This window comes from Pseudomonas capeferrum, assembly GCF_000731675.1.
Classification (GTDB): Bacteria; Pseudomonadota; Gammaproteobacteria; order Pseudomonadales; family Pseudomonadaceae; genus Aquipseudomonas; species Aquipseudomonas capeferrum.
In genome coordinates, this window is the sequence record NZ_JMIT01000001.1 from 1,493,448 (window position 1) to 1,517,609 (window position 24,162).

Here is a 24,162-nt window from a genome sequence, read left to right on the forward strand (position 1 = left end):
GATAGCCCCACCCTGCGGCGGGGCATCTTGCGCCTGGCATTGCAGGCGCATTACTTGTTTGCCTACCTGAAAGATCTGCTGCCCGGAGGCGGCCAAGGGCTACCCATCCGGGTAGCATGCCACCGCCCAGGCTTCGACAAGGAAGCTTCGCAATTGCCACAAATCAGCTCCCGCGACACCATCAGCCGACAATGGGAACTGCTACACAAGCTACCCACCAAGGGCCCCGGCATCACCAGCGGTGAATTGCTCGAGAAAATGCGGGATACGGGCTATCGCATTACCAAACGTACCGTCGAACGCGACCTGATCGAACTGTCGCGCGTGTTCCCGCTGACGTGCAATGACCGAGGCAAACCGTTCGGCTGGCACTGGGCCCCGGGGGCAAGCATCGACCTGCCCGGCATGAGCGTCAGTGAAGCGTTGAGCCTGACACTCATCGAAGACACCATTCGCCCGCTGCTGCCCAACGGAATGCTCAAGACACTGCAGGGCCGCTTCGAGCATGCGCGCAAGAAGCTCGAGAACATGGCCGATGAAAACTTGGCGGCGCGCTGGATGAGCAAGGTTGCTAGTGTTCGCCCAGAGCTCAACCTGCAGGCGCCAAGCATCTCGGCGGAGATTCTCGAGACGATTCAACTGGCCCTTCTCGAAGAGCGTCAGATCGCTTGCCGCTACTACTCCGCCCATGGCAACAAGACCAGTGAACTGACTCTGAACCCTCTGGCTCTGGTGCAACGTGGTGTAGCCACCTACCTGATCGGTACCGCCGATCATTATTCGGACCTGCGACAGTACGCAGTGCATCGGTTTCTCAACGTCGAGATCTTGCCGGCTGCCTGCGAAGGCGCGGCTCAGTTCGACCTTCCCCAGTACCTTGCCAGCGATGCCTTGCAATTCGGTGGCCCGCAGAAGATCAGTTTGCAGGCATGGGTCAGCGAAAGCCTCGCCCGCCTGCTGCGGGAAACACCCTTGGCAGAAGACATGGCGCTGCAGGCCTGCGAAGGTGGGTACCGCCTGACTGCGACAGTCAGTGACAGCTGGCAGCTGAACTGGTGGATGCTGTCGCAGGGCGATGGACTGGTGGTCGAGCAACCTGTGGAACTGCGCCATAAGTTGCTCGAGACGCTGCGAGGAACATTACAGCGTTATGAGCGGGCGACTGCATAGCGGGTCGCCCTGCCCAACTTATCTATCAACCCTCCTCGCAATACAGGTGTTTCTGCGCGGTCGGGGTTGTTTCACACCCTGTAGTGAGCCTCGATCAGCGCCAGCATCGTTTCGCAATGGGCATCGATCTGCGATTTGCCCCACTGCTTGCCATTACCCAGCACATGGAACATGTGCGCGAGCTTCAAGGAATCGTACTTGGGCTTGGCGAGGAATGCCGCCTGCTTCTTGAGCACGGCCTGATTGCTGTACGAGGAGTTCTCGCCCGGACTGAGCAGCACCAGGTTGCCAAACCCATGCAACAAGTCATCGGCGAGTGATCGATCAAACTCTTCGTTCTGTGGATGCACATGCTCTACCGAGTTTTTCGAGGTGATGCGGTAGAGATTCAACTTGTCACTGTCCATCCAGGTGCAGGCGCGCCGCTCGCGCCAGAGGATGTACTCAAGCTTCTGGAACCAGTAATGCTCGAACCCGGTTCCGTGCGCCTGTTTCAGGTATTTCAGCTTGCTTGCCAGCGGGGCCGATGCGACGGTGTCGCGGGACAACAACTGATAACTCGCGTATTTCTGGGTCAGCTCTGTCAGTGACAGTTCGTTGTCAATCTGCTCAAGCAGGGCAAGCACCTGATGTTCGGACAACGCTGGATTCTCAACCAGCCGCCCCAGGAATGGCGTCAGCCAATATTGCGCACTGCGCTCCCCGGTGAAGTAGCGCACGCTTTGCAACTGGCCCAGGTCGGAGGTTTCCTGATTGACCGAACGCCAGGTCGGCCCGTGGCCTTTGCTGCGGTTGTTGAACGAGCACAAGCGCAAGGTGCGATCGTCTTCTTCACCCAGGCGCACCCACTTGACCACCCAGCGATCAAACTGGAAACGCACTTGCCACAAGCACTCCATGAATGCCTTGGCTTCAGCGGCACTGGCTCGATTGACGAACTCGACAAAGCTTGCATTCAGGTTGCTGTCATTGAGCCGTGTCTCGATATCGGCAGCCTTGATACCGTGCTGGTAGATGCGATACACATGCATCAGCAATAAGCCGAAACTGATGATGGACTGATAGCGGGCCTCATCATCCTCTTCAGTTTCAGATGGCGCCTCTGCGGCATGCTTCATCAATGAGATGTCACTGATGGTGCGGCCTTCTTGAGTAGCTGCAGCGGCACGCTCGATGTGAAAATGCTCCCGCGAATATTGAGCAAGGTCGTTGAACTTCAGTACCCCCCAATCCGTATGCTTGAAGACATCGCGCAGGTTCTTCTCGAAGTAGTCCCCCATGTTCTCGCAGACCTGCCAGATACCTTCGTAGCTGGCGCGATGATGCTTGATACGCTCCATCAAACGCGCCTTGAGGATATCGGTCTGTTCCAGTTGCACACCGCTGGTGTTGAGGGTGGCAAAAAGCTTGTTGAGGTCCATGCCGGCGGGCATGACGTTGTTGACCCACGTCACCCGATTGAAAAGGTAATGGCCAACCCGCTCGAGGGCTTCGCGCCCCTCATCCGCCAAGAGCTTGTCCAGCCTATCGGATGCCGTTTTTCGCGCAGCGCAAAGGTGTTTCAGATAAGGGTTGGACGCTACCTCCTCATCCACTGCAACTTCGTCTGTCAGCCCCGCCCAGGCACTCAAACGCGCCTGGACTTCCTCACGAATGTTGAACGTGAGGCGTGGTGCGCTACCCAGCACCACCAGCGAACGCAAGGATGAATCAGGCATCTGCTCGCAAAACGCCAATGCCAGCACCATCAACGTCGTCATGCGCTGTTGGCCGTCGATCAGCTCGTAGGTTATGTCTGCTGCCGAATCCACACCCGACGGCACCTGGCTGGTCAGCACAGTACCGATGAAGTAGTGCGACTGCTCAGGGGTGCCGCTTTCATCAACAGCGCTTGCCTGAATGACCTGCTCCAGCAGGTCCTTCACGTCTTCACTGGGCCAGACATAAGGCCGCTGGTAGCACGGAATCGTCAGCGCAATGTTCTTTTCACACAGCACTGCTGCACTTTGTACTTGGGATTGCACCTGAGCATTCATCATTTGCCTCCTTGGCGGGCAGCGTCAGCGAGACAGATTCGGTCGATGGCAGCGCAAAGCTCTGCGTCGTATCGCGCCGCGACCTCGCCGTAATTCGGCCATGGGAGCTCGAGGCCGAGCGTGGCAGAGACTGACCGAACAAAGCGCTGCTTGATGCTGTTTACATCCAGGTTCTGAGCACTGACAGAGTACTTGTAGGCGCGCAGGTAGCCCAGAAGCTCTTCGTGGGTATGGCTTGTGGAAATCCAATCCAGCAGCGGCGTGTTGCGCAGGTGGGTTTGCACCCCGTCCTCACGCACGCTCACATCGTTGATCAGCCGTGGCGCGAACACCATGCGGAAAATCCATAGGCTGGCTTCGAGCAATCGGGCACTGCCGAACTGGCTGGCGTACATGAGCAACGCACAGTCATAGGCCCGGGTCAGGAGTACGCTGCCGCGTGCATCCAAGGCCAGAAGCTTGTAATAAAAGGCTGATGAACCAATGGGCGCGCGGGCAGTGTCCAGCAACGTTTGCCGCAAACCGTGAAAGTATTCCACAAAGCGCATCGTGTTGAGGCCCGCCCCAAGCGGCTGACGCATGGCGTAGCCAAACTGGGCGACATGCGCCTCCTTCCCCCAGGCATCGCGGTGCACCTGCAGCGGCCGGTAGGCGATATCGCCACCACCTGCCAATGTACGCTCAGCCAACTCAGCAACAATTTGCTTACGTTCAAGGACCGGGTCACGATCACTCGCTACATTTCGCCAGCGTAGCGTTTGCCAATGCCGGGCCTTCATGAATGTTGCGACCAGAGGTTTGAGGTCCCCCATGCGCTCCCACGCACGGGCGTAATCATCCTGTGCCGTGTTGGGTACGCTACGCAGGTGGTAAGCCTTGATAATGTCCGCACCGCCCAGACGAACACCGGACGTATTCTGAGTTTCGAAAAAGCGGTAGGCATCATCTTCATGCCGCGTGACCACCAGCGTCACATTGATACGCGAGAAGTCCACCTCGGGTAGCGGCTGGAGTGCGAGCCAGCGGAGGTTACGGTGGATGCGTGAATGGCTCTCTGGTGAGCTGTAGGTCAATACAGGCGCCTCCTTGTCGCCATGCTGCAGGTAATGAATCAGCGCAAGGCTGGTGATGCGCTGTTGCCCATCGATGATATTCAACAGGCCGCGCTGACGCGCATTGCCGCCGTTCTGATGAAGGATGATGCTACCCAGGTAAAAGTCGTGGGCCGGGGCGTCAGTACTGAAAAAAGCCCTCAGGTCATCGAGCAGCCGCGAAAGTTGCTCTTCGCCCCAGCGGTAAGGCCGCTGATACTCGGGCAGCCGCAGGTGGCCAAAGATGAAGTTGCCATCACTGGAAGGAATTTTCGCGGCCTTGAAGACATTGGCCAACGTTGTGGAAGCAACAGCAATACCATCCACCTCGACCGGCGATGATGGTGCAAGTTGACGTTCGCTCACAGCCTGATTCATGGGACTGTCCTTGTACGTGTCGGCGCACTGCCACACGCTAGGTAAAAGAGGGCCAGGGCAACGAACCCATCAGCTTGCGGCTGAATCACGTTCCTGCAGAAGTTTGCGGGCTTCGCGGGCCAGTTTGTCCAGGCGATCGACCAACTCGACCATCACTTCCAGCGTGTCCGCTTCGTCATCCTGCTGGTGATTTTTCAAGACTGCGCCAATGCACTCAAGCATGGCCAGCGACCAGCGCTCCTGCGCTTCTTCACCCAAAGCGATAAGCGTATTGACACCACGCCGTGCGCCCGAGGTAATGACCTGCGCCTCGGCGGCGAAAGCCGACGGTGGCGCCAATCGCACTTGCGGCTCGTAAGCCTGGTCTTCGATGGCGGGCTCAGTCTCGGCTTCATCTGCAGGGCAGACGGCTTTGACTAACGCGTCGGTCAGCTCACGAACGTCATCACTGAGGAACTGCACGGTGGCCAGGTGAGTATTGCGCCGCGGTGCCTGAGGTAGGAAGAAATGCACCTGCTCACCCTCCCCCAACACTGCGTCGCTCCACTCGCGCAGGGTTTGCCCATAGCTGAAGCGAGGGTAGTTGACCCGCGGATGAAGGCGCTCTACCACTTCATCGCTGAGCGAGCTGGGGTCGACCATAACTCCGTATTTTTGCAGCAGGTCGAGGGCGACTTTGTAGCGTGGCGCCAAGAGTTTGCGGTTGATGCCTTGATGGAAAGGCCCGGAGATGACGCGCATGGCATCGTTGAGGGTGCGATTATCCAGTACCCCAACGAGCTCGCTCAAAGTGTCAGCGTCGCTGGCGCCTTCAGGCGCGATCCAGTCAGCCATCAACGCACGCGCCTCATCGAGCGCATGGGTGATCGTTTTCACCGCGTGCGGCATGGGAATTCCCTTTTTCTCTAAAGCGTCCATGCACAGGGCTTGGAGCACTGCATGATATCTTTTTGATATTCCAGCGGAGATTGCCAATTTCTGCTGGGTTCGGCAAGCATACAGATCGTGTCCCTGGAAGTGGTGTAACTCATCCTGCGGTGCTATTGAGCGTCCTCCCCGCTTATGCTTGATCAGCAGAAAACCAAGATTGACCTCGTAAGGATTATTCCTTACCCTTAAATCAATACATCCGGGAGAACGCACATGCCTGCCATCCACGAAATCGCAACGCTAACCTCGAAGGGACAGGTCACACTGCCCAAATCCGTTCGCCAGCTTTTGGGCGTAGACACTGGTGGCAAGATCGCATTCGACGTACGCGGGGGTGAAATCGTGGTCAGCCGCGTAGAAACCACCCACGAAGACCCTGCCATCGGTGCGTTCCTGGGTTTGCTGGAGGCTGATATCAGAGGCGGCCGCAACCTCACCACCCTGCCGGAAGACTTGGCAAAAACCATGCTCGCCAACGCAAACCACTCCGTAAGCCTGGACGAAGATATCGACGGAGAGGTCGCGATCTGATGCTGCGACATGGCTGGACACTGTTGTTCCATGAAGGTGTGACTTTACAGCTACGCAAATTGCAAGAAGCCGCCGCCCGAGCCGAGCAGAACGATCCGCAAGGTTTTGAGAGCAACGCCAACGTCAAGCTGTTTCGGGCACTGAGCCATCTGATCATGGAGGCTGTGCCTGCCAACCCAGGCCGTGATGAGTTCCGCCAAGGCAACACGCTGGGCACCGCCTACCGACATTGGCGCCGCGCAAAAATCGGCAGGCGCTTTCGACTGTTCTTTCGCTACGACTCAAGGTCCAAGGTCATCGTCTATGCATGGGTCAACGACGAAAATACCCTACGGTCCGCAGGCAGTAAATCCGATCCCTACGCCGTATTCGAGAAGATGCTGGGCCGCGGCAACCCTCCTGATGACTGGGATGCGCTGACTGCTGCGACGCGTAGCGACTGGGACGAGCCCAAAGCATAAATTGCGCGAGTGGGTGAGGGATTACACCTTTGAAACCAATCCCTCCTTGTTGCGTCCACTGCAATCCACTCGTAGCTGCTGTTGAAAGGGGTACATCTGCGGGTACAAATCCAACTTCCCATTCATAACCATTTGATTTATATGAATGTCCAAATGTTCTTTTGCGATCCGGACAGTCTTTGATCAGAACACCATGAAGGCAACAGTCCGGCCGGACAACTGCCATGGCACTCGCCGACGCGATAAGCCGAGACAGCGAACACAGTGAACGGCCGTGACACAGCACCACGCCCTACCACAGCGCATGGAGTGGGACCTTCTTGGTTGGACTGATGTCCATCTCTGCCCATGCTTTCGCCACAACCCTCCCCCCCATATCGTCAGCCAGTGCCCTGACGGTGTCACGGGACACAGTACAAATCATGCCCAGCGACATGCCCGGACAACATTGCGGCGTAGGTGGCCGCTCCAGATCGAAGTTGGAAAGTCAATAACGGCAACCGCAAGACTTGTCATCTCCGACTATGGTACACGCCAATGACACCTATTACTGCGCTATACGCAGAGGCTGACGGGAGTTGCTTTCATGGCTACTCGGAATAATGAGTCCTCTACTTTTGACATCTTGAAGATGTGCGATACAAGGGTGCGGTGCAAAAGGATACTAGAGGAACATTTTGTAACGAAACCCAATGCACTCCGACGATTTTTCCTACAACTCAGTCGCCACCTTTAAACAGATCGATCACCGCCTCCAATGAGCGAAACTATGAATCGGATTTCGGTTCGAGGCGAGACGCTTAGGCGCTGAAGCCGCCAGCACCGCCCCAGGATTAGATAATTCAAGGACAGTTGCCTTTGACGCGACTATTGACAGCTCGATTTACTTGTCCGAAATAAATGCTTGACATCAAAATTGGGTTTTGGCCATATTTAATCGCACTGAGCACCGGCTACTGACCTACTACAACTGTGGTCAACGACTGAAACTCAGGTCAGTTTCTTCACTGCGCCCAATACGGATACCCGAGGCAGCGCTCGACGTATTCGCAAAGACAACTTTTATCGAGCTTGAACCAAGCAAATGGAAGGTTTATGTCTAATTTGAAGAACCAATACATCAATACTGCCAGGACGGTCGAAATTGGTAATCCCTCCTGGCAACTTGCGCAGAACTCAGGGCTGACCGACTTGAGCGTCAGGCATGTCGAGCGCAACCGCATGGTCGATCTGAACGGGCACTCGTTCATGAACATGTGCTCCTGTTCCTATCTCGGGCTGGAGATCGATCCGCGTCTGGCCAGACGCGCGGCAGACTATGTGCTCTACGACGTGGGCGGCAAGCAATCGCTGGAGGATGCCTATAGTGCGTTTTCGCAAGTCAAGGTGATGTACCCGGACATCGTGGGTGATCTGCTTCAACGCTGTACCAGCGTAAAAGCCAAGCGTCTGTTCCTCAAATGGGGACGCGAATGCGGTCAGCTCAACGTCGATACGGTGCTGAGTCAGTACCGTATTCCGGTGGGCAGTAACAGCCGTTGGATCACCCGGCTCAAGGACGGATCGATGTTGTCTTTGAAACCCTACGGATAGGGGTGCCAAGCGCTATGAAGCATATTTTGCTGCTTGATGTGGGTAACCAGTTTTACCGCGAGTTTGCCTTGGCCTCCCTGGCGCGTCAGGCGCCGGTGATCCTGGTGGGCAAGAGCCTGCCCGAATGGGCCGAGCGCTACGTCGCTCACTGGGTAGACATCGATCCGGAACAGATTGACGAGATTGCCACCCAGGTCGAAACACTCGGTATCGACTTGCTCCTGATTGTCACCTACTACGAATTCTACGTCGAGGCGGTGGCCTTGCTGTCCGCTCGCTTCGGGTTGCGCGGCAATACGCTGGATACCGCCCGGGTGAGCCGGGACAAACGCCTGATGCGCGAAGCGTTCGCCCGGCACGGCGTGTCTTCTCCCGCCTCATTGCTCGCCCTGACGGATGCGGAGATTGTCGCGGCCGCACGGGCAATCGGTTTCCCGGTGGTCATCAAGCCAAGAAAACTGGCAGGCAGCATCGGCGTGGTGCTGGCGGACACCGAGCAGGCACTGCTCGCGGCTATCGCGGCCAGGCACGCTAGCGAAAAACAGGTACGTACCAGCAGCGCGATCATGGACGAGACATTGGTGGAAGCCTATGTCGATGGCCCGGAAATCAGTGTCGAAAGTGTGGTGGCCCAAGGTCGCGTCAATATTGTTGCCGTGACGCAGAAACGTCTCGGTCCGGCACCTTACTTCGAGGAGGTTGGTCACCTGGTCTCTTTCGAGCCGGGTGGGCAGGATATGCCGCCGGCGGTTGCGGACTTGGTGGTTGCCGCCCATCAGGCGCTGGCTGTGCAGTGGGGAATCACCCATACGGAAATCCGCCTGGGCAAGGATGGTGCGAAGGTCATTGAACTTGCGACCCGGGCCGGTGGTGATCAGATCCTGAAGCTGGTAGAGCTGGCCAGCGGCCTGGATCTGTTCAAGCTGCTGGTGGACAGTTTCCGGGATGTACCGCTGGACCTGCGACCGACGCGCCACCGGGTGGCCGCCATCGACTTCATCTACCCGCCCCACGCGGGGGTATTGGTCAAGGTGCATGCCGCACTGCCCGCACTGCCCGCAGGCGTCAGGTCGCAATTGGTCGTCGAGGCCGCCTCCGGCCGCACCTTGAAGCTGCCGCCGGATGCCTTTCTTGATCGAGCTGCGTTCATCATCACCCAGGCAGATACGGCGCACGAATGCCGTGCAGCGAGCACTGCGCGCGTTCGTGACACCGAGGTGATCCTCAAGTGAACAAGCTCTTCAAGGACGCGGGGCTGACGACGGCGATGCGCAACATCATCCTGCTTCGTCTGCTTTTCGTCATGGCGAACGCGTTGGGGCCATTCGCAGCGCTGTTTTTCAACCGTCACTACCATCTCGATGGCTCGGCAGTGGCGCTGGTGATAACGCTGGTATCGGCGTTCTACTTGACGGGCAACTTGTTGGGTGGGGCCTTGGCCAGTCGCTGCTCCTTTCGCTCACTGTTACTGGGCACATCATTGTGCTCGTCGGTCTTTCTGCTGCTCGCGATGGTGTTCAACACGCCGACCACGTCCATTGCCATGGTGCTGATGTTCATGCTATGCGCAGGCGTGATCACGCCAGTGTTCAGCATGCTGACCTCGCTGGCGGCGGACGATGGCAACCGCATTGCATCCTTCGGCTACCTTCACCTGGCCAGCAACCTGGGCGCCGCGCTGCTGTTTGTCATCGGTGGGTATCTGCTCGGCCTGCATAGTCATTACCTGATGGTATTCGCCGCCGGCGTCAGCATTGCGTGTTTCCTTGCGAGTGTTTTCCTGGTGCTGCCTGAGCGACAGGTTCATACGCCACAGGCACGACGCAGAATCTTGCGCAACATGGTCGACATACCGAGGATCGTGATCGTCGCCGGCGCAATGTTTTTCGCTTTGTCGGTGTTGGATGCGCAGCGTGAGTATCAGCTACCGTTGTGGCTCGATGTAATAGCCGTTGACCGTGCCGCGAGCATCTTCGCTGCCGTGGGGATCGTCAACGCGTTGCTGGTCATCCTGATCACGCAGCCTCTGATCGCGCTAACCTCTCGATTCAGCACGCTCGCCAACCTGGCCGCGGCAGGAATCTTCTACGGTATCGGATTTGGCGCCTACGCGTTTTTCGAGCATACCGCGTTGATTCTGACGTTCGTTTTCTTCTGGACGATGGGTGAGATTCTCGGCATCACCCATATCACCGCGTTGATTTCCCAAAAGACATCATTGCAAACCCAGGCCAGCCTCTTTTCGCTGATTCCCATCCTGCTCGCGCTCGCCAGAATGGTTTCGGTGGGATTGGGCGCCTCGTTGAACTCCAGCGCTGGGTTCACGCTGAGCTGGAGCCTCTACGGACTGCTGGGTCTGCTGCTCGGAGGCGTCTGCTGGTTGTGGGGCCGGGAAGCCAAGGCTCCACAGGTTTCATCACCACGAAGAAGTTGAGCCAGGAGGCTCGTTTCAGACATCAAAAGGAAGAGGTGCATTCAGCATGAGCGAGACACTGACGCAGGACCTGTACGAGCGTTTGTATCGTGGCAATCCGACCCTGGTCAAAACCCGCGACTTCGACGATATCGATGTCACGACCAACAACTTGATCTTTGTATTTCTTGTACTGGTCAACGGCTACCAGTTTCTCATCGCTCCCCTGTTGATCTCTACAAACCCCTGGTTCATGCTGACCCTGCTACCCACCCTGTTGTTCTCTTCGACCACCGGCGTCATGGTGCATGAGGCGATACACGGATTGCTGCACCCTGCCCCCCGGAGGAACCGGCGTATGGGCCAGGTGATGGCGGTGTTCATGGGCATCGCCTATGACTTGCAACGCTTCGATCATCTGCGGCATCACCGCGTCAATCGTACCGAGCATGATTGCGACGAGATCTATATCGCCCCGCGCCGATCGACGCGCAAGGTCGTCAATTATTACTATCGCAAATTGTTTGGTGCTTACTGGCACGACTTCGTGCTGACCGCAATCGTCTGCTTCCTGCCGCCCCGTTTTATCTACCCGCTGACGAGCCTCATCTACGGCTCGACAGTAGTGCCGTCGGACCATTGCGCGCTGTCCATCACCCTGCGCAATAAAAAATTGAGCGCACTGCGCACCGAAGGCGCGTGCACCTTGCTGCTGTTAGCTTGCAGTGCTTTTCTGTATGGCGCCAACTGGTGGATATTGGTGATCCTCTACTTACTCAGAGCATTCATTCTCACTGTGCTGGACAGTTTTGCCCACTACCAGACGCCCATCAATGATTCGCTGTTTGCGAGAAACGTGAAAGTGCCACTCTTTTTCGAGCGAGTGTGCCTGATGAACTTCAACTACCATGGCGCCCATCATATTTTTCCTACAGTTCCATGGGATAAGATCCCACAGTATATGCAGCACTTCCAACCCGATTTCTGCTTGATTACTCACGGCAGTCTGTTACGGTCGCTTAAAGCCAAATACAAGCCGCCTCGGGCTTTCAGCGTGTGGCCCCGTGGCTGGTTGGCGGGAGGGCGCAAAGAGGAAAAAACTTTTCAAACCTAATCCCTGCCAGATTACCGTAAGCGCTTACACTTGCGGCAAGCGATGTTCAACAGGCCGAGCGATATCTTACAAGAACATATGAGCCGGGCGATTTATCGTCGTCCAGCTCCAACAATATCGAGGACCCCCTATGCGACAGCAGTATGATCCTGCCTGGGTTGAAAGCACGGCTCAGGCCAAATGGCTTCGCGATGAAGTATTCAAGGCTGTCCAGGACGAAAGCCGGCCAAAGTTCTATGCCTGTTCCATGCTGCCCTACCCTTCCGGAAAGTTGCACATGGGGCATGTGCGCAACTACACGATCAATGACATGTTGGCCCGTCACATGCGGATGAAGGGCTACAACGTCCTGATGCCGATGGGATGGGATGCGTTCGGCCTACCGGCAGAAAACGCCGCGATGCAGTCGGGCGTATCACCCGCTCAATGGACACGGATGAACATCGCCGACATGAAGTCGCAGATGCAGCCGCTAGGACTGGCTTTCGACTGGTCACGAGAAATCGCCACCTGCGATCCCGAATACTACAAATGGAACCAGTGGTTTTTCTTGAAGTTGCTGGAAAAGGGCGTGGCCTACAAGAAGACCCAGATCGTCAACTGGGACCCCGTCGACCAAACCGTGCTGGCCAACGAGCAAGTGGTGGATGGCCGGGGTTGGCGATCCGGAGCGCTCGTCGAGAAACGCGAGATTCCCGGCTACTACCTGCGCATCACGCAGTATGGAGAGGAACTGCTGTCGGCCATCGATACCCTGGAGGGTTGGCCGGACATGGTCCGCAGCATGCAGCGCAACTGGATTGGCAAGGCCAGTGGAGTCCGCCTGGCCTTTGTCCACACTGTCGAAGACGCAAACGGGCAGTTGATCGACGCAGGCAAGCTGTGGGTGTTCACGACGCGCGTCGATACGCTGATGGGTGTGACGTTTTGTGCCGTTTCCCCTGATCATCCGCTGGCCAAGCGTGCCACGGTGCTCGATCCAGGGCTCGAGCCGCAGGTGCAGGCGTGTCGACAGGCGGCACAGACCAGCCCCGCCGCCGGCGCGCAGGCGAAGCTCGGTATCCCGAGCGGCTTGCACGTCGAGCATCCATTGACCGGCGAACCGGTCGCCGTGTGGATCACCAATTATGTGGTTGGTGAGTATGGGGAAGGCGCCTTGATGGGGGTGCCGGCCCATGATGAGCGCGATTTCGATTTTGCCCGTCAGTATGGCTTGCCCGTACACCCCGTCATCGCGCTCGACGGGGCTCCTTATGACCCTGCAGCCTGGTCGGATCGCTACGGCAGCCAGGAAGGTCGCCTGATCAACTCTGGCGCCTATGATGGTCTCACGGTGGAGCAAGCTGCCCTGGCAATCGTCGACGCCCTGGCCGAGCGTGGGCGTGGCGAGCAAGCCACCACGTGGCGCCTGCGTGACTGGGGAATCTCCCGGCAACGATACTGGGGAACTCCGATTCCGATCATTCATTGCGAATACTGTGGCGATGTACCAGTACCTTACGCAGACCTGCCGGTAATATTGCCGACCGATTGCATTCCCGACGGAAGCGGCAATCCGTTGCTGCAGCGTGAATCGTTCCGCCTCGTCGCGTGCCCTCGTTGTGCAGCACCCGCGCAACGGGAAACGGACACAATGGACACCTTCGTCGACTCGAGCTGGTATTTCATGCGCTACTGCGATCCCGACTGCCACACTTCGATGGTAGGGCCTGGCAACCGATACTGGATGCCAATCGACCAGTACATCGGCGGCATCGAGCATGCGGTGCTGCACTTACTCTACGCCAGGTTCTGGACAAGGGCGATGCGCGACGAGGGATTGGTGGACTTCAGTGAACCATTCAAGAATCTGTTCACTCAGGGCATGCTGCTGCGGGAAAGTTATTACCGCAAGGCGCAGGACGGTAGCCGACGATGGTTCTACCCCTGCGAAGTATCGGTTCAATACGATGAAAAAGGCCGTCCGGTCAGCGCGACAGCGATCGAAGATGGCTTGCCTGTCACCCTGGGTGGCGTGGAGAAGATGTCCAAGTCGAAGAACAACGTGGTCGAGCCCAAGGACATCATCGACCGGTTTGGTGCGGACACCGCCCGATTGTTCACCATCTTCGCCGGCCCCCCTGATCAAAGCACGATCTGGAGCGACACCGGTGTCGAAGGGGCTTATCGCTTCCTGCGCCGTCTCTGGAGCTTTGCCGTTGATGAGCAGGCACGCTGGAGCGAAAGTGACGGCCAGGCGGCAGACGCCACAGAAGCGAGCCGTGTGCGCTTCATGACCCATGACTTGTTGAAGCAAATCAATAACGATTATGAGCGTCTGCAATACAATACCGTCGTATCGGGTGCAATGAAGATGCTCAAGGTACTGGAGAGTGCCCGCAGCGTTGGTCACCAGGTCTGCCGGGAAACCATGTCCATTCTCTTGCAGGTGCTGCAACCTGTGACGCCACATATCTCCCAGGTTCTCTGGGAGGCATTAGGATTCCCCGGCGCGATCTACGACAGTGCCTGGCCGACCCCGGACAGCGACGCCTTAAGGCAGGACGAAGTGAAGTTGATGGTACAGGTCAATGGCAAGCTACGGGGGGAGATTCTGGTCCAGGCCGATGCCGACCATGACACAATCCGTGACCAGGCGCTGTCCGATCCTGTGTTGAGCAAATATCTGGAAAGCGCAGGAAGGATGATCGTAGTGCCTAACCGATTGGTGAACTTCATCGTCTGACCATTCAGGTTGTCCCCTGAAACCAGAAAGCCGGCTTTCTCAGGAAATGTAGGCTTTCTGGTTCAGGCCTCAGTGGAAAACGTGTGCATCCCACCCACTGACTGCTGCGACGCGTAGCGACTGTGACGAGCCCAAAGAAGTTGCGCAAATGGGCGAGGGATTGCACATTTGAAACCGATCCCTCCTCGTTGCCTCCACTGGAATCCACTCGATAGCTACAGTTGAAAGGGGTACATCTGCGGGTACAAATCCAACTTCCCATTCATAACCATTTGATTTATATGAATGTCCAAATGTTCTTTGGCAACCCTGAGAGTCTTTGAATCGCACATCGAGGCCTGAAACGCTCTCCCCTCAAATTAGGCGGCCACCATCACTTCAAGTGGTGATCGTGGTGTTCTTGACGGCTACAGATATTGCGGGAATCACCTTCAGAGGCCGCCAAAACACCATCGCCCGCACTGTAATGTCAGCGATACGTCTACAGTCGACAATACATGGGTTGTCCGGCACTACCGGGAAGTGCGAGACCAGTATGACTGGGGGTACAAAAAACTATTTCCCACCGAAAGCGAGCAGGCCGCCGTGAAGGGCTGGGTTCCGGTACGCGACTTCATGGTGCGCCAGACCCACGAGTCCGACCTGCGCCTGATCCACGAACTGGCCAAGGCACCTCTGCCGGCCTCGGTGGATGAACTCACGCCGGTGCACTTAGGCTCTGTACGAAAAGTTTTGTGGGAGCGGCGGTGCGGCGATCCGACTTGTCCCGCGATGGAGTGCGAAGCGCTCCTGTACCCGATATCAAATGGTGTCAAATAAGCCGCGCACTCAGGCTTTGCTGCCGCGTTGCGGCAGATCGCGGGGCAAGCCCGCTCCAGACGCTCGTGCGCAGCGTGGTGTGAGCTGTCCATGGACAACCCGCAAGTGCTCAGTGACGAAGAACGCCTGCTCTGGCAGCAGTGGCTGTGTCTGCGCGAGGCAGACACCCGCACATGCGTGTTCTTCTTCCATAGCCCCTGGTCGCGCACCGTCGCCGGGTACTACTACAACCGCTATCCGCACCCGCTGGCGCAATGGCACGACTATTTAGGGCTCGTTCAATCAGTGCTTTCTTGAAGGCCGCAGAAGCCTCTTCGATCGCCTCAGCGGTCATCAGCGTTTCAGGGAGTTGATCCAGCAGTTCCTTTGGAAGCTTCGGCAGCTCCCGCACCGGTTGGCGCTCAGATTTCTTTTTGGTTGGCATACATGCACCTCTTACTCATGTTATGCCCGAACACAAAATTTCTGACACCCCCGCGTCTGATCATACAAGCCAACGGCTGGACCACAACCCACGACTGGCAACCCCGACACCTGAGGTTGGAGCACTTTTCCGGTAGACGATCCCTAAGGCAACTCGGCTTTTCCCGTCCGGTCTGTGACTGAAGTACACTCCCGCCCTTTCCTGAAATTACCGTACTAGAGCCCAGTCAAATGTTCTTCGGCGACCCGGACAGCCTCTGAATCGGCATAACGTACAAACGCCCAACCGCTCCAACGAGGCCCCGGATGTCCCTTCAGCCTCTCTGCCCTGCCTCTCTGCCCGATAACTGCAGGAGCCTGCTCTATGACCTGGCGACGGCGCTCCCTGGCAAAGGGCGAACTTCGCTGCTCAAACAGCTCAATAGCTACTGTACGCATGCAGGCGACAAGCAGATTGAGGGCTCACCACAGCCCGGGCAATCACGACTCACACATCGCACAACAGTTCGATAATCGCACAAAATCCGCTTAGCTCCCTCTACTTGTGCACGATCTTGCGGCACGCTAGTACGCAGTCACCCAACAATTCCTAGGTGCTGATTGGCCCACCGCTTCGCCACGCGAAGACAAGGTCGATAACCCACACTCCAGGAAAAACCAGGAGCTCGCTTTGATCAATAAAACGTTTGAGTCCATCGCCAGCGCGGTGGAAGGCATCACCGACGGTTCGACCATCATGGTCGGTGGTTTTGGCACTGCCGGCATGCCGTCTGAACTGATTGATGCCCTGATCGCCACCGGTACCCGCGACCTCACCATCATCAGCAACAATGCCGGCAACGGTGAGGTCGGGCTTGCCGCGCTGCTCAAGGCAGGCAGCGTACGCAAGGTGGTCTGCTCGTTCCCGCGCCAGTCCGACTCCTACGTGTTCGATGAACTGTACCGGGCCGGCAAAATCGAGCTGGAAGTGGTACCGCAAGGCAACCTGGCCGAGCGTATCCGTGCTGCGGGCTCGGGCATCGGTGCGTTCTTCTCGCCGACCGGCTACGGCACCCTGCTGGCCGAAGGCAAGGAAACCCGTGAAATCGACGGCCGCCAGTACGTTCTGGAGATGCCGCTGCACGCCGACTTCGCGCTGATCAAGGCGCACAAGGGCGACCGTTGGGGCAACCTGATCTACCGCAAGGCCGCCCGCAACTTCGGCCCGATCATGGCCATGGCCGCCAAGACCGCCATCGCCCAAGTTGACCAGATCGTCGAACTCGGTGAACTGGACCCGGAACACATCATCACCCCGGGTATCTTCGTCCAGCGCGTGGTCGCCGTCTCCGGCACTGCCGCTTCTTCGATCGCCAACGCTGTCTGAGGCCTGCCATGACCATCACCCGAAAACTCTCCCGTACCGAGATGGCCCAGCGCGTGGCCGCAGACATTCAGGAAGGCGCCTATGTAAACCTGGGCATCGGCGCACCGACCCTGGTGGCCAATTACCTGGGCGACAAGGAAGTATTCCTGCACAGCGAAAACGGCCTGCTGGGCATGGGCCCAAGCCCTGCGCCGGGAGAAGAAGACGATGACCTGATCAACGCCGGCAAGCAGCACGTCACCCTGCTCACCGGCGGCGCCTTCTTCCACCACGCCGACTCCTTCTCGATGATGCGTGGCGGCCACCTGGACATCGCCGTACTGGGCGCCTTCCAGGTGTCGGTCAAGGGCGACCTGGCCAACTGGCACACCGGCGCCGAAGGTTCGATCCCGGCTGTAGGCGGTGCGATGGACCTCGCCACGGGCGCCCGCCAAGTGTTCGTGATGATGGACCACCTGACCAAGTCCGGCGAAAGCAAGCTCGTGCCCGAGTGCACCTACCCGCTGACCGGTATCGGTTGCGTAAGCCGCATCTACACCGACCTGGCCGTGCTGGAGGTGACGTCCGATGGGCTGCAGGTGATAGAGATCTGCGCCGACATCGACTTCGACGAGTTGCAGAAGCTCAGCGGCGTGCCGCTGTTCAGGTAATCCACCCTGCCCGTATGACGCCTGGAATCCCCGGGCGCCTCTACTTGGCCAAGCTGGGCCACGTGCGCGTTAGTGAGAGGCGTTGATGACATTTCGTGATACCTCGGCGTCACTCAGGTAAGCTCTGCCCCCTGTAAGGCAGCGCATGGCGGGTCTTGATTGAATCAACGGCCGCCATGGGTTGACCCGCCGACATCACCACCAACCGATAAGGAAATCTCATGCGTAAACTCAAATTCGTGCTCATGGCGTTGCCGTTCTGCGTACTGGCCGGCTGCGGCGGCGACGCGCTGGAAGGCACTTACGAACAAACCACCACCGTGATGGGCTTCCAGGGTCCCAAGCAGACGGTAGAGTTCTCGAGCGACTACATCATCGCCAACGGCAACAAGGTCAAGGTTGACGAGTGGGAGCGCAAAGATGATGTGGTCACTGCTCGCAACAAGGACGGGGTAGCCCTGATCAACGTTCGCGTACTGGATGGCGGCAAGCGCCTGGAAGCCGTTGGTGGCAGTGACATGGCCAAGAACGTGTTCGTGCGGGTAGATTGATCTGGCGGGGCGGGCGTTCGCCTGCCCCCAAACACCGACCTTGGTCTGATCAGGGTAAAGCCGAATGAGCCAAACTGATGCTCGCAATGGCGCAGGATGCCTATCGGCTGCACTGAGGCCAGGATTTGTTGGCACGCTCTACTTCTGAGCCGGATGCACCGCCTGCAAGTGGTTGGAAAACCCTGCCTCCGTTTCACAGCGCCAGGTCGCCCACAGCTTGCTACCGGCCTCACCGCCCATGTCCAACTCGAACGCCAACCAGTTCCGGGATGGCATCACATAGCGATTGAACCCCGGGAACAGCATCATCTCGACACAGTGCTGCACATCGATGGACTGGACCTTGCTCGCGGTATGGTTCAGCAACTGCAGAAACAGCCGTTCGGCCACGCCGATCAACGAAGGATGCACCACACCCGACGAGGTGAATTGCTGAATCTGCGCCCAGTTCGAGGTCGGCGGGATGTCTCGGCGATAGCAGCTGCCCCACGCCGCGACGTGCACGTCCCCAGAAGCGATGGATACCCGCAGCAGCCTCTGCTCGGCAATCCGGGTCAGCGATTCCAGCAGGCGCTTGCGCTCGCCCTCGTGATCGCCGTGCGACCAATGGTCCTTGAGGTCGTCAGCATTGCTGTCGAGCACATGGTCCTGGCCGAAGGTATCGAGTAACCCTTCAGCCAGCGACAGTTTGGGGTGCGCGACTGGCACCGAGGACATGAACATCAGGTGCTGGCATTTGCTCCCCGGATGAGCAGGCTCACCGTCACGCAGTGTGCCGAGCCAAGCCTGCATGGCAGCCCAGGTCGCGGCCCCCATCACCTGGGTGCGTGAACGCTCGGTGCGCAAATCAGCCACGAACAGTGATACCGGCCCTATGTGAAAGCCGAAACTGAAGCCCGGTTGGCCATCCAGAAGTGGCAAGGCCAAACGGTCCCCTTTCAGCCGTGTGCGCCATGCTATCGGCTCGTACTGAGGGTCCTGCTGGGAAACATTTGCACGCTTCAGCCCTTGCAGCGGCGGCAAGTCATCCAGGGCATGCTGCAACTGAAACACCCAGAACGCCTTGCGCGCGTGGCGCATCATCACCTGGAACAACTCACAGTGTTGCATGGCGGGGCTGTAAGACCCCCAGCCGTCGAAGATGTCGTGGTCGTCCCACATCATCACCGTGGGGATTCTCGCCATCGCATCAGCGGCATCCAGGTTCGGCTTGGCCTGGCCCCAGTCACGCCGAGTATCCGGCAGCCAACGCTTGGCATAGAGCCCGAAATAGTAAGATTCGATCTCCCTCTCCAGCGTCACGCCTACCTTGAATGCCAACTGCTCCTTGCGCGACAGCCCGACCCATTTCTTGAGCGCTGTTATATCTTCCCAGATCGAATCGAAGTAAATCTGATCGCCCCCCATCAACAGCAATTGAAAGCGCTTCAAGCCCTTGTCATGGATACGGGCTTCGTGCCAAAGCTGCTCCTTGTCCAGCACGTAACCTGCATCGCGCAGCGTACTGTCATGGTTACTGATCAGGTCAGCCCAGACGGCGTTTTCAGGGCGCACCAACTTGCGCATGCCACTTGGGTCGGAGAAGCCATTGCAAGAGACGTAGGCCATTCTCGGCGCATAGTCTCGGCCGGGCACGGAGAACTCCCATTGCGGCCCGCCCTGCGCTGCACCAAATCGCACCGTTCGCTCCTGGGCCTGTTGCTCGCAACTCAGGTCATAGCGAAGGATGGTTTCCTTGCCATGCTCCAGCAACACCTTCGGCGCAGCGCATGCCCGCCCTTCAATAACCAGCGCGGGGAATGCAGAACCCTGTGCAACCCCGACCAACGCAGTCACTTGCCACTGCCCGGTTTCACTGACGCCGCGAAAAGACAACACCGGCCCTACGGTAAAGCGTGCTTTGGACATCCCTGTTATCTCCCCTCAAGCTCGGCAGCAATAACGCTGACAATTCTGGCGCGCGAAACGGCTCTCTTGGCCAGCCTCTGCGCTTCACCGGTCTGGTCCAGCCATTCTCTGAAGCGCTGCAGCGCATGGCGCGTTTGCGACGCATCGCGGCAGTTGGCCAGGAAGGCAAACTGTACCTTCTGTACATCATCGGCGACAAACACACCGAAGGGTCCGCTGACCACGGTTGCATCAGCAAAGCCCAGCAACGCCGTGGCCTGATGCTCTGTAGCCCCCCGATGGCAGGCAATCAGGTGCAACGGCCCATGCGCGCCTTGCAATAAATGAGCATGCTCATGGTCACGTAGAAAGGGTTTACCCACCAACTCACGCGCAGCGGCAACGGTGAACGCAGCCGGGATTGCATGGACAAACACAGCGATATTCACGTCGGCCATTGGAACAATGGCATACGCATCGCCCACAGGGGCTTCGCCACCCGTAAGCGCCTGCAGCAACACCGTTTCCATCGCGCGTTTGCGCTGACGAAAGTCCATCCGTGTCCAATCGAGCGCCTGGCCCATGTCGAAGCGGCTCGAAGCGGCAGCGGTTACCCCACGCTGGGTCAGAACCACCACCGCGTCGAGCAGCGCTTCCTGAACGCGGTCGCGCAACTGCTCGACGGTAGAGACCATTCCCCCCCTGAACGGGGTCTGTTGCGCGATAAACGCCTGGAAGCGCTGATTACGTGCTGCCTCAGCTTCCCGGCTATCACCGACCGGAATATTCGGCATGGCGATGAAGCGCACCTTCCCGCGCGTGGTGGCAAGCCCTTCCATGTACTCCGCATGGCAGATGCCGATGTCACCGTCACCACTGGCCCAGCCGGCATTGCCATTGGACAGCACCAACAGCACATCGCAATCGCGCACGGCTTGTAAACAAGCGTCCCAACTGTCCTGCATGCCATCGGCTGGGGGGGCATCTTCGTTGATCCAGACTTCGAACAGTTGCTTGCCGAACAGCGTCGTGCCTTCTATCTCACGCTTGAGCTGCGCGCGGATACTGCTGAGGGTTTGATCGCTGCCAGCGGGAAAACGGTCGTTGCAGCGACTGGACAGCATGACGCTGATTTTCTTTGACTGGGCCATCCTTGCTCCTGCCCCACGTGCGAGGCCTCAACAGTCTTTGATCGATAACAGGTTTCCGCCCCAAGCATAGATCAGGCGAAGACCGTGTCTAAAAGCATCGAAGGGTATTCCTATCGGCAATCAGTGAAGCCTCATGCAGTTTGGCCGCTAAACACTGAACAGCAGTTCCTTGTCAAAGTACTTCACCGCGACATGATGGCCAGTGCCAACCAGGTCGAACGGTTCGCACATGGCGCCTGTCGAGACGATATCGCCCGCACGCAGAACCTGCCCGCGCTCAGCCGCATGGGCATACAACGCTGCCAGCGAATGCATCGGGTCTGTCGCGGCATCGCCGAACAAACCACGCGCCCGTGGCACGCCATCCAGATGCACGACCGCGGTCGCGGCAAGTTCAGTCAGCAATCTATCGTCGATGCCACTGCAAATGTGCTCGCCGATGACCAGCGCTTCAAAACCGACGTTGTCGGCCACAAAGCTCGGCCAGCCGACACTTTTGCGATCAACAAAGCGTGAGCGGACGACCTCGAAGGTTACGCAGGTGGCACGGATATCGTCAGCTGTCGGTGCACGCCCCGGTTCAGGATGTACATCGCGGTCAAGCACGAACGCGACTTCACATTCGACAGTGACCGGCGTCAGCGCCGGCAACGGTACCCTGACCCCGCTTGGGTGGCAGCGCGCAGCATCGAGTTGCCCAACCAGCGGCCGTGTCAGCTTGCCGGCGTGCATGTCCGCTGGGCTGCCTACCCCAAGTTTCCAACCGACACGTTGGCCACCCACCGTACTGAACAGCCGATCCTGAGCGTCGTACCCCTGCTCGAGGGTCTCGGGTTTCAGGTGCGCGGGCAAACACTGCAGAAGGTCGCCGCTGCGCCATGCGCGCAACAGGGCATCGGCGGTTGGCTGGGGCGTGAACGTCGAAGGAGTCATCAAGGCCTCTGGCTGAGTGGGCGGGTCAATGGGTTGCAGGTGGGGTACGGAATTGCACATCGAGCAGCGCCTCGAACACTTTGATCATGGCGCCTTTGTCCTGGCTGCCATGGCCTTGCAGCAGTGCCGTCTGGTAGGTCGCGGTGGCAGCCGCCAACACCGGTAGTGGCAGGCCCATCTCGGCGCTCAGCTGTGCTCCGTGACGCATGTCCTTGTAGGCATCCTGCAGCGGGTAGCTGCTGGTGAAGCTGCCGGCCAGAATATGCGGCAGAAAGTATTCCGAAGCGTGGCTGCGCCCGGTTCCAGTGTTCACCACGCGGCTGACCTGCTGGGCATCCAGGCCCAGCTTGCAGGCCATGGGCAGGATTTCGGCAAGTGCTGCGATGTTGATGTTGTAGAGCAACTGGTTGATCAGCTTGGCCAATTGGCCGCTGCCCACCGGGCCCATATGAAGGATGGTCGATGCCATGGTCTGCAGGTAAGGACGCATCTGTTCAACGACCTCGGCCTGGCCGCCACACATGGCGGTAAGCGTGCCGTCGCCAGCGCGCTGGGCCATACCCGAGACAGGGGCGTCCATGAAACGCACGCCCAGCGAGGCGAGGCGGCGCGCGATGTCGAGGGTCTGGGCATACCCGAGGGTACTGGTATCGACCACCGTACTGCCAGGGCGCATCCATTGCGCCAGGCCCTGGGCAGAAAACAGCACCTGCTCGACAACCTGGTCATCGGGCAAACAGAGAAACACCGTGTCGCAAGCGGCCAAGGCCTTACGCTCATCGGTCGGCTGCGCGCCCAGACGCTCCAGCGCCGCATACGCCTGACCGCTGGCAGAACTCACCAACAAGCCCGGGTAGGCGCTGAGCAGGTGGGTTGCCATGGGCAGCCCCATTGTTCCCAAACCGATAAAAGCGATGGTCATCATGCGGCCCCTGGTGGTTGAGCAGCACATCCTAGACAGGCTTGTTCATAATGAAAAATATATTGTTATGATACTCGCGATCACATTTTGTTATGGAGCAGTGGCATGAACCTGAAAGCGCTACGCTGCTGCGTCGAGGTCAATCGCCAGGGCAGTTTTACCAAGGCTGCGAAAAGCCTGCACATCGCTCAACCGGCATTGAGCATGGCGATTACCCGCCTGGAGGAAGAACTGGGCATGATGCTGTTCAACCGCGCCGGCCGCCGTGTAGTGCCGACCGCAGAAGGCGAACGCTTCCTCGCCCGCATCGATTCGGTGCTGCGAGAACTGGACACGGCTCGCCAAGAACTGCGCGACATGGGGGACCTGCAAAGCGGCGAGGTGCGCCTGGGTATCCCGCCGATGTTCGGCCTCTATTATCTGCCTAGGCTGCTGAGTAGTTTTCGCAAGGCTTACCCAGGCGTTGTCATGACCGTGCTGGAAGGCAGCGCCGACGACATCAGCCAGCGCCTGGAGCGGCGTGAAATCGATGTGGCGCTGCTCGAGTCGCGGCGCGTGATCCCGTCCTGGGAGTCAGTGCTGCTGGGCAAGGATGAAATGGTGCTGTGCATGCACGCGGACCATCCCCTGGCCACCCTGCCCCATCTTGAACCTGGCGACCTGCAGGACGTCGAAATGGCCGTATTCGACAGCACATTCCTGCAACGGCACATGCTCGACGCATTCGTCGCCACGCGGGGCGTGCGCTACCGGACTGCACTGCAGAGCAACTTCGTTTCGCTGGTGATCCAGGCAGCACAAGACAACGTCGGTATTGCCACCCTGCTGCGTTCGGTGCAGCAATGCACACCAGGGCTAGTCGGCATTCCCTTCGAACCCGCGCAGCACATGGACTTTCGATTGTGCTGGCGACGCGGTGAATACTTGGCCCTGGCGAGCCAGCGCTTCATTGCATTCGTCCGCGAAGACCGCACACTGGAACGCACGGCTGAGTAGCGCATCCCTGGTGTACGGTCGC

General features: G+C 58.4%; 21 protein-coding genes and 1 pseudogene. 14 read left to right on the forward strand and 8 right to left on the reverse strand.

Features of this window, described 5'->3' with window-relative positions; all coding sequences use genetic code 11:
* Positions 1 to 27: 27 nt before the first annotated feature.
* On the forward strand, positions 28 to 1,170 hold the full coding sequence (locus tag PC358_RS06765) for a helix-turn-helix transcriptional regulator (protein WP_338053586.1): 1,143 nt from the start codon (positions 28 to 30) through the stop codon (positions 1,168 to 1,170).
* Positions 1,171 to 1,241: 71 nt separating this feature from the next.
* On the opposite strand, the gene PC358_RS06770 is transcribed toward PC358_RS06765, so the two are convergent.
* From PC358_RS06770 to PC358_RS06780, 3 genes are all read right to left on the reverse strand, one after another.
* Positions 1,242 to 3,206, reverse strand: coding sequence for a DUF262 domain-containing protein (locus tag PC358_RS06770; protein WP_033698406.1), 1,965 nt, complete (start codon positions 3,204 to 3,206; stop codon positions 1,242 to 1,244).
* Positions 3,206 to 4,675 carry a DUF262 domain-containing protein gene (locus PC358_RS06775; protein ID WP_050506070.1) on the reverse strand — a complete coding sequence of 490 codons (1,470 nt, stop codon included), beginning with the start codon at positions 4,673 to 4,675 and terminating at the stop codon, positions 3,206 to 3,208. The genes PC358_RS06770 and PC358_RS06775 overlap by 1 nt, the downstream gene beginning before the upstream one ends.
* Positions 4,676 to 4,744: 69 nt before the next feature.
* Positions 4,745 to 5,818 (reverse strand): hypothetical protein, encoded by a 1,074-nt coding sequence (locus PC358_RS06780; RefSeq protein WP_241380999.1) that lies wholly within the window; start codon positions 5,816 to 5,818, stop codon positions 4,745 to 4,747.
* Here PC358_RS06780 and PC358_RS06785 point away from each other — a divergent pair, their 5' ends adjacent.
* The 8 genes from PC358_RS06785 (at position 5,819) to PC358_RS28545 (ending at position 15,558) form a co-directional block, all read left to right on the forward strand.
* Entirely contained in the window at positions 5,819 to 6,136 is a 318-nt protein-coding gene (locus PC358_RS06785) for a type II toxin-antitoxin system PrlF family antitoxin (RefSeq protein WP_033698407.1), read from the forward strand. It abuts the gene before it with no gap.
* Positions 6,136 to 6,597, forward strand: a complete 462-nt coding sequence (locus PC358_RS06790; protein ID WP_033698409.1) for a type II toxin-antitoxin system YhaV family toxin — start codon at positions 6,136 to 6,138, stop codon at positions 6,595 to 6,597. The genes PC358_RS06785 and PC358_RS06790 overlap by 1 nt, the downstream gene beginning before the upstream one ends.
* Positions 6,598 to 7,692: 1,095 nt before the next feature.
* Positions 7,693 to 8,190, forward strand: a complete 498-nt coding sequence (locus tag PC358_RS28005; protein ID WP_050506071.1) for a type IV toxin-antitoxin system AbiEi family antitoxin domain-containing protein — start codon at positions 7,693 to 7,695, stop codon at positions 8,188 to 8,190.
* Between the two features lie 14 nt (positions 8,191 to 8,204).
* The gene (locus tag PC358_RS06800; RefSeq protein ID WP_050506072.1) at positions 8,205 to 9,422 is read left to right on the forward strand and encodes an ATP-grasp domain-containing protein; all 1,218 of its coding nucleotides are present in this window, start codon (positions 8,205 to 8,207) and stop codon (positions 9,420 to 9,422) included.
* A complete protein-coding gene (locus PC358_RS06805) occupies positions 9,419 to 10,624 on the forward strand; it encodes an MFS transporter (protein WP_047583138.1) in 1,206 nt (401 codons plus the stop codon). The genes PC358_RS06800 and PC358_RS06805 overlap by 4 nt, the downstream gene beginning before the upstream one ends.
* A gap of 46 nt (positions 10,625 to 10,670) precedes the next feature.
* On the forward strand, positions 10,671 to 11,717 hold the full coding sequence (locus PC358_RS06810) for a fatty acid desaturase family protein (RefSeq protein WP_033698410.1): 1,047 nt from the start codon (positions 10,671 to 10,673) through the stop codon (positions 11,715 to 11,717).
* A 130-nt stretch (positions 11,718 to 11,847) separates the two neighbouring features.
* Entirely contained in the window at positions 11,848 to 14,442 is a 2,595-nt protein-coding gene (gene leuS, locus PC358_RS06815) for a leucine--tRNA ligase (protein WP_033698412.1), read from the forward strand.
* A gap of 909 nt (positions 14,443 to 15,351) precedes the next feature.
* Complete coding sequence (locus tag PC358_RS28545; RefSeq protein ID WP_033698414.1) at positions 15,352 to 15,558, forward strand: hypothetical protein; 207 nt, start codon at positions 15,352 to 15,354, stop codon at positions 15,556 to 15,558.
* On the opposite strand, the pseudogene PC358_RS28105 reads toward PC358_RS28545, so the two are convergent.
* Positions 15,524 to 15,685 (reverse strand): annotated as a pseudogene (locus PC358_RS28105) (IS256 family transposase); the annotation flags it as partial. The gene PC358_RS28545 and the pseudogene PC358_RS28105 overlap by 35 nt on opposite strands.
* 669 nt (positions 15,686 to 16,354) lie before the next feature.
* Between PC358_RS28105 and PC358_RS06830 the strand changes: the two are divergent.
* From PC358_RS06830 to PC358_RS06840, 3 genes are all read left to right on the forward strand, one after another.
* Positions 16,355 to 17,050: a 3-oxoacid CoA-transferase subunit A gene (locus tag PC358_RS06830; RefSeq protein ID WP_033698416.1), complete on the forward strand. Its 696-nt coding sequence runs from the start codon at positions 16,355 to 16,357 to the stop codon at positions 17,048 to 17,050.
* A gap of 8 nt (positions 17,051 to 17,058) precedes the next feature.
* On the forward strand, positions 17,059 to 17,700 hold the full coding sequence (locus PC358_RS06835) for a 3-oxoacid CoA-transferase subunit B (RefSeq protein ID WP_033698417.1): 642 nt from the start codon (positions 17,059 to 17,061) through the stop codon (positions 17,698 to 17,700).
* Between the two features lie 221 nt (positions 17,701 to 17,921).
* Positions 17,922 to 18,251 (forward strand): hypothetical protein, encoded by a 330-nt coding sequence (locus PC358_RS06840; RefSeq protein WP_033698419.1) that lies wholly within the window; start codon positions 17,922 to 17,924, stop codon positions 18,249 to 18,251.
* Between the two features lie 138 nt (positions 18,252 to 18,389).
* Here PC358_RS06840 and PC358_RS06845 read toward each other — a convergent pair whose 3' ends face one another.
* The 4 genes from PC358_RS06845 to PC358_RS06860 all read right to left on the reverse strand — a co-directional run bounded on the left by PC358_RS06845 (position 18,390) and on the right by PC358_RS06860 (position 23,102).
* Positions 18,390 to 20,159 carry an alkaline phosphatase D family protein gene (locus PC358_RS06845; protein WP_033698420.1) on the reverse strand — a complete coding sequence of 590 codons (1,770 nt, stop codon included), beginning with the start codon at positions 20,157 to 20,159 and terminating at the stop codon, positions 18,390 to 18,392.
* A gap of 5 nt (positions 20,160 to 20,164) precedes the next feature.
* Positions 20,165 to 21,289: a DUF4062 domain-containing protein gene (locus PC358_RS06850; RefSeq protein ID WP_033698421.1), complete on the reverse strand. Its 1,125-nt coding sequence runs from the start codon at positions 21,287 to 21,289 to the stop codon at positions 20,165 to 20,167.
* Positions 21,290 to 21,436: 147 nt separating this feature from the next.
* Positions 21,437 to 22,222, reverse strand: a complete 786-nt coding sequence (locus PC358_RS06855) for a 2-keto-4-pentenoate hydratase (protein WP_033698422.1) — start codon at positions 22,220 to 22,222, stop codon at positions 21,437 to 21,439.
* A gap of 25 nt (positions 22,223 to 22,247) precedes the next feature.
* Positions 22,248 to 23,102, reverse strand: a complete 855-nt coding sequence (locus PC358_RS06860) for an NAD(P)-dependent oxidoreductase (protein WP_238338593.1) — start codon at positions 23,100 to 23,102, stop codon at positions 22,248 to 22,250.
* Between PC358_RS06860 and PC358_RS27845 the strand changes: the two genes are divergently transcribed.
* Complete coding sequence (locus tag PC358_RS27845) at positions 23,101 to 23,253, forward strand: hypothetical protein (RefSeq protein WP_162181142.1); 153 nt, start codon at positions 23,101 to 23,103, stop codon at positions 23,251 to 23,253. The genes PC358_RS06860 and PC358_RS27845 overlap by 2 nt on opposite strands.
* On the forward strand, positions 23,250 to 24,140 hold the full coding sequence (locus tag PC358_RS06865) for a LysR family transcriptional regulator (protein WP_033698426.1): 891 nt from the start codon (positions 23,250 to 23,252) through the stop codon (positions 24,138 to 24,140). Before PC358_RS27845 ends, PC358_RS06865 begins: the two co-directional genes overlap by 4 nt.
* Positions 24,141 to 24,162 lie beyond the last annotated feature (22 nt).